The organism is Nocardiopsis lucentensis DSM 44048 (assembly GCF_000341125.1).
GTDB classification, from domain to species: Bacteria; Actinomycetota; Actinomycetes; order Streptosporangiales; family Streptosporangiaceae; genus Nocardiopsis; species Nocardiopsis lucentensis.
Genome location: NZ_ANBC01000672.1, coordinates 1 through 9,978, shown reverse-complemented (window position 1 = coordinate 9,978; position 9,978 = coordinate 1). Strand labels below are relative to the sequence as shown.

Here is a 9,978-nt window from a genome sequence, read left to right as displayed (position 1 = left end):
GCCGCCCACGGGAGCGACGGCGGCGGATCCCTGCGCATCCCCGCCAGCGCGTGCGGACTGTTCGGCCTCAAGCCCACGCGGGGGCGGATCTCCGGCGGTCCCCTCAAACCCGACCTGGTCGGCCTGTCCACGGCCGGTCCCCTCACCCACACCGTGCTGGACGCGGCGCTCCTGCTCGACGCCATGGCCGGCGCACGGTCCGGAGACCTCTACGGCGCCCCGCCGCTCCCCCCGGGTGAGACCTTCGCCGACCACGCGCGCCGCGCCCCCGGGCGTCTGCGCGTCGGCCGCTACGCCGACGCCGGAAGCGTCGACGCCCCCGTCCACCCCCACGTCCGGGCGGCCTATGACGCCGCCAGCGACCTGCTCGTCGAGCTCGGCCACGAGGTGGAGGAGATCCCCACGCCGGGCGACGCCCACTTCGGCGGAACCTTCCCGGAGGACTTCGGCGTGCTCTGGGCCGCGATGGCCTCGGCCAGCCCCGTGGACCCCGACCGCGAGCACGACCTCAGACCGATCACCCGGTGGCTGCGGGAACGCGCCCGCGCCACACCCGTCCCCGACTACATCGCGGCCTGCGCCCGGCTCCAGCGTGGGGTGCGTTCACTGATCACCGCCACCGAGCCCTACGACGTGCTGCTCAGCCCCACCCTGGCACTGCCGCCGGTCCCGATCGGACACTTCGACCAAGGCGGCCCGGAGGAGGAGTTCCGCCGTATGACCGAGTTCACCCCGTTCACGTCGGTGTACAACGTCTCCGGACAGCCCTCCGTCAGCGTCCCCCTGCACTGGTCGCCGGACGGACTGCCCATCGGGGTCATGCTCACCGGCCGGATGGGCGGGGAGGGCACGCTGCTGTCGTTGTCGGCCCAGATGGAGGAGGCCCGGCCCTGGGCGCACCGCGTCCCGCCGGGGCTGGGATAGGGCGGCTCCGGGGCACCGGTCCCGGCACGGGGGCGGTCGCGGCCCCTACGGACGGTCCGCCCGGGCGAGGATCAGGCGCCCTCCCGCGCCGTGTCCACGTTCCGGGCGGCGCCCGCCACGGACCCCTCCGGAGCGGGCTCGGCCCCGGACTCCGCCTCCGTGCCGGACGCGGGAACGAACACGCTCAGCGCCGCGGCCAGCGACGCCACGACAGCGGCGCCCGCGGCGCCACCCGCCACCCCGAAGCCGTCGATCAACGCCCCGATCATCGGGCCCGCGGCCGCGCTGCCGACACCCATCCCGGAGGCCAACCAGCCGAACGCCTCGGCGCGGCGGTTCGAAGGGGAGACGTCGCCCAGCCGACCCATCACGGCCGCCACGGTGGGCGCGATCGCCACCCCCGACAGGAACAGCAACGGCGTGATCCACAGCGGGGTGGGAAGGTGGACGACCGGCGGCATGAACGGCACCAGGACCGACAGGCCCAGCGCGGTGGCCAGACTTCGCCGCATCAGCCGCGGCCGCCCCTTCAACCCCCCGGCGACCGCGCCGCCCACGAGGGAACCCAGCGCCCACACCGACGCCAGCACCATCACGTAATGGGGTGAGTCCAACTCGTTGGCCCAGGCCACGACGACCAGGTCCACACCCACGATCCCGCAGACCAGCAGCAGGGACATCAGCAGCAGGACGCACAGAGCCGGGTAGCGCAGCAGGCTCCTCCTCGGTGCGGTCCCCGAGGAGGCCGAGGCGTCCTGACCGGGGACGGGGCTGCTCACCCCCGCCCGTCGCAGGGAGAGCGCGAACCCGACCGCGCCCGCCAGCGCCAGCACCGACAGCAGCGCCAGTGCCCACCGGGGACCGGCGTAGGCCACCACGCCGGCGGTCAGCACGGGGGAGAAGACGAAGAGCAGCTCCTGCGTGGTCGCCTCGGCCGCGTAGATCGCGTTGCGCTCGGCGCCGAAGGTCAGCCGCGGCCACAGGGCCCGGACGATCTGGTTCGCGGGGGAGCCGAACACCCCGGAGAACAGAGCCAGCGGTACCGCCAGCCACCACAGCGCCCCCGGCATCAGCGCGAGCGCGAGCAGACCCGCGCTGAACACCACCCCGCACACCAGCACCAGCCGGTCGCTGCGACCTCGGTCGGCCATCCTGCCGCGCAGCGGCCCGACCAGCGCCATACCCAGGGTGAAGGCGCCCGCGACCAACCCGGCGAAGGTGTAGGACCCCGTCCACTCCTCGACCAGGAAGGTGACCGCGATCATCAACCCGGGCATGTAGAAGCGCGCCACGAGTGACCAGGTCAGCAGGGACAGGACATGGGGAACGGCGAAGACACGCCGGTAGTTGGACAGCACCCCGTTCATTATGCACAGCGCGCTGACGGGCGGCGATCGGATTTACGGCAGAGCCGAGCCGACGTTCTGGCCCCACGCCGGGCGGTCCTCCGGTGTACACGGGCCCGGGTAGGGCATGATCGGTTGCTGTGAGGGACGTTCAGCTGGCCCGCGTGGCCGAGCAGTACGGTGTCGCGACCACCTACGAGGACTGGCGGGGCGAGCGCGTGTCCGTCAGCCCCGACACGATCCGCCATGTCCTGGCGGCCCTGGGGGTGGATCCGGAGCGACCGGTCTCCGACGCCGGGCGGCGGCGGTTGCTGCCCCCGGCCGTGGTCGTCCGCGAGGGCAAGGGGCCCGACCTGGTCCTGCCGGAGGGCTCGCGCAGCACCGTCGAGACCGCTGACGGCTCCGTGCTGCCCTTCGATCCCGGACTCCCGCTCGGTGTGCACACGCTGCGGGTCGAGGACGGCGGAGCCGAACACGACGCGCCGCTGCTGGTGGTCCCCGACCGGATCGAACCCAGCGCCCTGCGGGGGAACCGCCGTCTGTGGGGGCTCATGGCGCAGGTCTACAGTGTCCGTTCCCGTGCCTCATGGGGCACGGGTGACCTGCGTGACCTGGCCGAACTCGCCGACTGGGGCGCGCGCGACCTCGGCGCCGACTTCGTGCTCGTCAATCCGATGCACGCCACCGAGCCCGTCGGCCCGCTGGAACCCTCGCCCTACCTTCCGGTCAGCCGCCGCTACGCCAGCCCGCTCTACGTCCGTGTGGAGGACATCCCCGAGTACGCCCGGCTCGACCCCGCCCAGCGGGAGGGTATCCAACGTCTGGCCCGCCCCCTGCGCGAGCGCGGCCGCACCGCCGACCTGCTCGATCGGGACGCGGTCTGGGAGGCCAAGCGCACCGCGCTGGAGGTCCTGTTCCAGGTGCCCCGGGCCCCTGGTCGGGAGGCCGCCCTGCGCACCTACCTCGAACGCGAGGGCCAGCCCCTGGTCGAGTTCGCCACCTGGTGCGCCCTGGCCGAGGAGTACGGCAGTGACTTTCGGTCCTGGCCCGCCCACCTGCGTGACGTCGAGGCGCGCGCGGTGGGGGAGCAGGCCCTCAAACGTTGGCCGGCCGTGGAGTTCCATCGCTGGCTGCAATGGGTGCTGGACGAACAGCTCTCGCAGGCGCAGATCACCGCCCGCTCGGGCGGCATGGACCTGGGCGTCGTGCACGACCTCGCGATCGGTGTGCAGGCGGGCGGCGCGGACGCCTGGATGTACGCAGGCGCGCTGGTGGGCGGCCTGCACGCGGGCGCGCCACCGGACGAGTTCAACCGCCGCGGTCAGGACTGGGGGCAGCCGCCCTGGCACCCGCGGGGCCTGGCCGAACTCGGTTACGCGCCCTTCCGCCAGATCATCGGCCAGGCGTTGCGGCACGCGGGCGGGGTCCGCGTCGACCACGTCATGGGCATGTTCCGCATGTGGTGCGTGCCGGAGGGCGCCGACCCGTCCGAGGGCACCTACGTCAGATACGACCACGAGGGCATGGTGGGCACGCTCGCCCTGGCCGCCCGCCGCGCGGACGCGGTGGTCGTGGGCGAGGACCTGGGCACCGTGGAGCCCTGGGTACGCCAACACCTCGCCGACCGGGGAATCCTCGGCACCTCCGTGTTGTGGTTCGAGCAGGACGCCGAGGGCGAGCCACTCGGCCCGGAGGAGTGGCGTACCGACTGCCTGGCCACGGTCGCCACCCACGACCTGCCTCCGGTGGCGTCGTTCCTGTCGGGTGAGCACGTCGAGTTGCGTGACCGGCTGGGGCTGCTCGACCGGCCCCTGTCCGAGGAGCTGGCCGACTCCGAGGCCCGTGTGGAGCGGTGGCGGTCGCTGCTGGTGGAGCTGGGGTTGCTGGATGAGGACGTGGATCCGGTGACCGATCCCGCCTCGGTGGTCGCGGCGATGCACGCCTACCTGGTGGCCACCCCGGCGCGGATGCTGGGTGTGGCGCTGACCGACGTGGTGGGGGAGCGGCGGATGCAGAACCAGCCCGGCACGAGCACGGAGTACCCGAACTGGCGGATCCCGCTCACCAGCGGGGAGGGCGAGCCGGTGCTCGTCGACGAATTGCTCGCCGACCCGCGCACGGTGGCGCGCATCCGTCGGACCCTGGGCCCGGTCGGCGGCGGTCAGGGCCGGATGCTCTAGGGGCGTACCGGGTGGTGTTCGCCCCGCCGGGACGGGGCGGGGCCTCACTCGAGGTCACGGGCGGCGGTGAGGCCCTCGACGAAGGACCGGAAGTCCGGAGCGGGCACCAGCTCCGTGTTCAGGTCGGCCTCGAACCAGGTCATGGATGGTTCCCCGGCTCGGCCGCGGGCCCGGTGGTCGAGCCCGGTCCAGCACGGTCCGTCACCCGAGACCAGGACCACTCCGGCGGGGAGCCCCCATTCCCCGACCAGGTAGGGACTGTCGAGCGGGGAGAGCGTCCCCTCGCGGCCGCCGATGCCCATCACGCGGTCGAAGGGGACGTGGTCGGTGCTCCAGGAGGTCGGCCCGCCGACGGGGAAGGCGTTCCAGTCCTTTGCGACCTCGCCGCCGTTCCGATGGCGCAGCAGGTCGAGCAGGGAGTCGGGAAGCGTGACGTCCAGCAGCCGTTGGGCCTTCGCGATCGCCTCCTCGGTGAGGGGCGGTTGCGCGGTGTACCCGCCTCCGGTGTCCCACAAGGAGTACCGGAGATCCTCGAAACGTGCCATGAACAGCATCGTAGGAGCCATGCCCCCGCGTCCTTCCGCCACCCGGTCGCGGAGGGGTCAGGACCCCGTACACGGCGAAGGCCCCGGGAACCGGACTGGTCCCCGGGGCCTCGCCGTCGTGCCCTAGGACCGGCTCTGGCCCGTGGCGATGTCCTTGGCGCGGGCGCGCAGCGCGCGCTCGACACCCGCGCGGCCCTCCACCAGCAGACGACGCAGCGCGGGGGCCGGGTCGTTCTCGGCGATGTAGGCGTCCGTGCGCTCCAGCGTCGCCTCCTCGACCAGACCGCTCGGGTACATCATCTCGGCGAAGGACTGCGCGAACTCACCCGTCCACTTCTCCCAGGCCGGGGCCAGCTGGGCGAAGTACTTCTCCACGTACGGGCGGTACAGCTCGGCCTGGCCGGGCTCGGTGAAGCCGAGCAGGGTGGCGCGGAACTCCGCGTTGGCCAGGTCGGCTCCGACGATGCGCTCCCACGCGGCGGCCTTGGCCTGCGCGGTGGGGATGGCGGCCCGGGCGCCGGCCGCGTGGCGCTGGCCGGTGGCGGTCGGGTCGGCCTCCAGTTCGGCGGCGATCGCCTCCTCACCGAGCTTGCCCTCGGCGACCAGCTGACGCAGCAGCGTCCAGCGCAGGTCGGTGTCGATGGTGAGCCCGTCGATGGTGATCGCGCCGTCCAGCAGCCCCCGCAGGAGCGACAGGTGGGCGTCGGTGCGTGCCGCGCCCGCGAACGCGTTGGCGTAGGCGAGCTGGAGGTCACCTCCCGGCTCGGCGGTGTTGAGCAGGTCGCGCAGACGGTCGGCGAGCTTCTCGAACCCGATCGGGCGCCACGCCGGGTCGGCGTAGTTGATCAGCGCCGCGGTGGCCTGACGCAGCAGGGTCTGGGCGACCATGACGTCGTCCACGCCGCTGATCCCGGACAGGACCAGGGACACGTAGTCGCGGGCGGCCATCTCGGCGTCGCGGGTCATGTCCCAGGCGGCGCCGAAGGCCAGCGCGCGCGGCAGCGACTCGGTGATCTCCCCGACACCCTCGATCACGGTGCGCAGAGACCGCTCGTCCAGGCGGATCTTGGTGAAGGTGAGGTCGTCGTCGTTGATCAGGACCAGGTCCGGCCGGGCCTTGCCGACCAGCTCGGACACCTCGGTGCGGGCGCCGCTGACGTCGAGCTCGACCCGCTCGCGGCGCACGATCCCCTCCGGCGTGCGGTCGTACAGGCCGACCGCCAACCGGTGCGAGCGCAGGGTCGGGTGCTCCTCGGCCGCCTCCTGCACGATCGTGAACGACGTGAAGTTCCCGTCCGCGTCGACCTCGAAGTCCGGCCGCATCGTGTTGACGCCCGTGGTCTCCAACCACTCGCGCGACCAGCCCGACAGGTCACGGCCGGAGGCGGCCTCCAGGTGCCGCAGCAGGTCCTTCAGCTCGGTGTTGCCGAAGGCGTTCTCCTTGAAGTAGGCGCGCACCCCGGCGAAGAACGCGTCCACGCCCACGTACGCCGCGAGCTGCTTGAGCACCGAGGCGCCCTTGGCGTAGGTGATGCCGTCGAAGTTGACCTCGACGGCCTGGATGTCGACCATGTCGGCCGCGATGGGGTGGGTCGAGGGCAGCTGGTCCTGGCGCAGCGCCCACGCCTTCTCCACGTTGGCGAAGGTCGTCCAGGCGTCCGTCCACCGGGTGGCGTTCGCCTGGCAGTACACGCTGGCGTAGGTCGCGAAGGACTCGTTCAGCCACAGGTCGTCCCACCAGCGCATGGTGACCAGGTCGCCGAACCACATGTGGGCCATCTCGTGGAGGATGGTCTCCGCGCGGCGCTCGTACCGGGCGTCGGTGACGCGGGAGCGGAAGACGTAGTCCTCCAGGAAGGTGACGGCGCCCGCGTTCTCCATCGCGCCCGCGTTGAACTCGGGTACGAACAGCTGGTCGTACTTGCCGAAGGGGTAGCGCAGGTCGAACAGGCCGTGGAAGAAGTCGAAGCCCTTCTTGGTGACGTCGAACAGGGCGTCGGAGTCCAGGTGCTCGGCCAGGGAGGCGCGGCAGAACAATCCCAGGTCGATGCCGTCGTGCCCGTCGCGCACCACGTGGTAGGGGCCCGCGATGAGCGCGGTGATGTAGGTCGACATGACCGGGGTGGCGGGGAAGTGCCAGCGCACCCGGCCCCCGGCCCCGGCGGCCTCGCGCTCGGCGTCGGGGGCGCTGTTGGACACGACGTGCCAGGAGTCGGGGGCGAAGACCGTGAGCTCGAAGGTCGCCTTCAGGTCGGGCTGGTCGAAGCACGTGAACATGCGGTGCGCGTCGGCCGTCTCGAACTGGGTGTACAGGTACACCGACCCGTCCACCGGGTCGACGAACCGGTGCAGGCCCTCTCCGGTGCGCATGTAGGCGGCGTCGGCCACGACGGTCAGCTCGTTGTCCGCGGCCACCTCCGGCAGGATGAGGCGTTCGCCGTCGAACAGCTCCCCGGGGTCCAGTTCGCGGCCGTTGAGCGTCGCCGAGAGCACCTTCGGCGCGGTCAGGTCCACGAAGGTCCGGGCGCCCGCCTCCGAACTGGAGAAGCGGATCACGGTGGTGGACCGGAAGGTCTCGTCACCCGTGGTCAGGTCGAGCTCCACCGTGTAGGAGTCGACGCTCAGGATCCGCGCCCTCTCCCGAGCCTCGTCCCGTGTCAGGTTCCCCGCCACGCCACGCTCCCTTCACGGCCGCCGTCCTCGCCGGCCGGAATCGTCTCCGACCGCGACGGGCTCGCGTGGGGGGGCGAGCCTCGCCGGGGCCGGTGGTCGTCATCAACTCGATCCCGATCCTGCCACGCGCCGGCGCGGAATGCGCAACCAGCGCGGGTGGTTGTCCACTCTCGGCGGATCTCGTGCGGCCGCCCCACCCACAGTGACGAGGAGTGAGCGATGACGCAGTCCCCCAGCCACCCCGGTACCTCCTCCGAGGACGGGACCACCTACGCCGACATGTGGTTCGACCCTCTGTGCCCGTGGGCCTGGATCACCTCCCGCTGGCTCCTGGAGGTCGAGCGTGTGCGCCCGGTCCGCGTGCGCTGGCACGTCATGAGCCTGTCCGTGCTCAACGAGGGCAGGGAGGGCCTGCCGGAGGAGTACCGACGACTGCTCGACACGGGTTGGGGGCCGGTCCGCGTGTGCGTGGCGGCCGGGCAGAAGCACGGCCCGGAGGTCCTGGGCGATCTGTACACAGCGCTGGGCACCCGGTTCCACCTGCACGGCGAGCCGCGTGAGGAGGCGACCTACCGCGCCGCCCTGGCCGACGCCGGTCTGCCCGAGGAACTGGCCGCGGCGGCGAGCTCCGACGCATACGACGAGGCCCTGCGCGCCTCCCACGCCGAGGCGATGCGGCTGGTCGGTGAGGACGTCGGCACGCCCGTGATCAGTGTGGAGGGCGTGTCCTTCTTCGGTCCCGTCGTCACTCCGACGCCGCGGGGCGAGGAGGCCGCCAAACTGTGGGACGGCGTGCGCCTGGTCGCCGGGGTCGAGGGGTTCTTCGAGCTCAAGCGCACCCGCACCGCCGAGCCGAGTTTCGACTGACTTTCGACTAGGGTGCTGATCCGGGCGGGCACGCACCCGCCCGGAGGCACCCGTGACCCGTACCCGTCCGCGCCGCGGACACGACGGCTGGACCCACCAGGGGGGCGTGACCATGTCCGGACCCGACGGCGACCGCACGGTCGACTTCTTCGACGACCTCGACATCCTGCCCGACACCACCAGCGACGAACGGTCCCTGGGGTGGGGCGAGGACGGACCCGACGACGACACCGCGCGGCTGATCGCCGAACGCCCGCCGCACTGGGACTGATCCGGCCGGGCCGGGGCGCCCGCGCGGCACCACGGCCCGGCTCCGTTCCCCCGGCCGCCCCCGCGCCGCCACCCCGCTCGGCACACCCGGGGGCGTGCACGCGCCTTCCGGGAAACCACCGGCCCGGCCCCGAACGCTGGCCAACCAGAATCGCGTTCTGCGAGAGTGGGCGCATGCGATCCCTCTACATCGACGGCGCCTGGCGCACGTCCGCCTCCGGCGAGGGCCTGGACGTGCTCAACCCGGCGACCGAGCAGGTCATCGACATCGTTCCGGCCGGAGCCCCCGAGGACGTCGACGCGGCGGTCCAGGCCGCGCGGGCGGCCCTGCCCGCGTGGTCGGCACTCACCCCGGGCCAGCGGGTGACACACATGGCCAAGGCCCTGGAGCTGTACAACGCCCGCCTCGACGACGTCGCCGCGATCCTGACCCGCGACATGGGCGCGCCCGCCGGGTTCGCGCGCAAGGTCCAGGCGGGGCTGCCCGCCCTGATGTTCCGGACCTTCGTCGACCTGGTCGAGGAGGTCGGCGACCGCTACTTCGAGGGCGAGCGCCAGGGCAACTCGCTCATCCTGCGCGAGCCCATCGGCGTCGTCGGCGCCATCACCCCGTGGAACTACCCGCTGCACCAGATCGTGCTCAAGGTCGTCCCCGCCCTGCTCGCGGGCAACACCGTGGTCCTCAAACCCAGTGAGGTGGCGCCGCTGTCCGCCTACGCGCTCACCGAGGTCCTGCACGAGGCGGGTCTGCCCGCGGGTGTGTTCAACCTGGTGTCGGGGACCGGTCCGGTCGTCGGCGAGGCGATCGCCGCCCACCCCGGGATCGACATGGTCTCCTTCACCGGCTCCACCCGCGCCGGGACCAGGGTCAGCCAGGTCGCGGCCGAGACCGTCAAGCGCGTCGCCCTCGAACTGGGCGGCAAGTCCCCCAACGTCGTGCTGCCCGACGCCGACCTCGCCCAGGCGGTCAAGCGCGGAGTCGCCGACGTCATGCGCAACACCGGGCAGAGCTGCAACGCGCTCACCCGCATGCTCGTGCACCGCGACTCCTACGAGGAGGCCGTGCGCCTGGCCGCCGAGTCCGCCGCCAAGTACGCCCCCGGCGACCCCGAGGACGAGGCCACCCGCATGGGCCCGCTCGTCTCCGCCGCCCAGCTCGACCGCGTCCGCGAC

8 protein-coding genes are annotated in these 9,978 nt (G+C 72.5%); 5 read left to right on the top strand and 3 right to left on the bottom strand.

What is annotated here, in order from left to right; genetic code table 11:
• Positions 1 to 924, top strand: a 924-nt coding sequence (locus D471_RS0123665) for an amidase (RefSeq protein ID WP_017600915.1), incomplete at its 5' end; no start/stop codon positions are given.
• A gap of 71 nt (positions 925 to 995) precedes the next feature.
• On the opposite strand, the gene D471_RS35810 is transcribed toward D471_RS0123665, so the two are convergent.
• A complete protein-coding gene (locus D471_RS35810) occupies positions 996 to 2,282 on the bottom strand; it encodes an MFS transporter (protein ID WP_017600914.1) in 1,287 nt (428 codons plus the stop codon).
• A 128-nt stretch (positions 2,283 to 2,410) separates the two neighbouring features.
• On the opposite strand from D471_RS35810, the gene malQ reads away from it, so the two are divergent.
• On the top strand, positions 2,411 to 4,450 hold the full coding sequence (malQ, locus tag D471_RS0123655; protein ID WP_017600913.1) for a 4-alpha-glucanotransferase: 2,040 nt from the start codon (positions 2,411 to 2,413) through the stop codon (positions 4,448 to 4,450).
• A gap of 44 nt (positions 4,451 to 4,494) precedes the next feature.
• On the opposite strand, the gene D471_RS0123650 is transcribed toward malQ, so the two are convergent.
• Both D471_RS0123650 and pepN read right to left on the bottom strand, forming a co-directional pair.
• Positions 4,495 to 4,995, bottom strand: coding sequence for an SMI1/KNR4 family protein (locus D471_RS0123650; RefSeq protein ID WP_152486413.1), 501 nt, complete (start codon positions 4,993 to 4,995; stop codon positions 4,495 to 4,497).
• Positions 4,996 to 5,118: 123 nt separating this feature from the next.
• Complete coding sequence (gene pepN, locus D471_RS0123645; protein WP_017600911.1) at positions 5,119 to 7,668, bottom strand: aminopeptidase N; 2,550 nt, start codon at positions 7,666 to 7,668, stop codon at positions 5,119 to 5,121.
• Between the two features lie 219 nt (positions 7,669 to 7,887).
• Between pepN and D471_RS0123640 the strand changes: the two genes are divergently transcribed.
• The 3 genes from D471_RS0123640 to D471_RS0123630 all read left to right on the top strand — a co-directional run.
• Positions 7,888 to 8,535, top strand: a complete 648-nt coding sequence (locus D471_RS0123640) for a mycothiol-dependent nitroreductase Rv2466c family protein (RefSeq protein WP_017600910.1) — start codon at positions 7,888 to 7,890, stop codon at positions 8,533 to 8,535.
• Positions 8,536 to 8,587: 52 nt separating this feature from the next.
• Positions 8,588 to 8,806, top strand: coding sequence for a hypothetical protein (locus D471_RS40975; protein WP_017600909.1), 219 nt, complete (start codon positions 8,588 to 8,590; stop codon positions 8,804 to 8,806).
• Positions 8,807 to 8,979: 173 nt separating this feature from the next.
• Positions 8,980 to 9,978: aldehyde dehydrogenase family protein (locus tag D471_RS0123630; RefSeq protein ID WP_017600908.1), on the top strand; the 999-nt coding region annotated here is incomplete at its 3' end.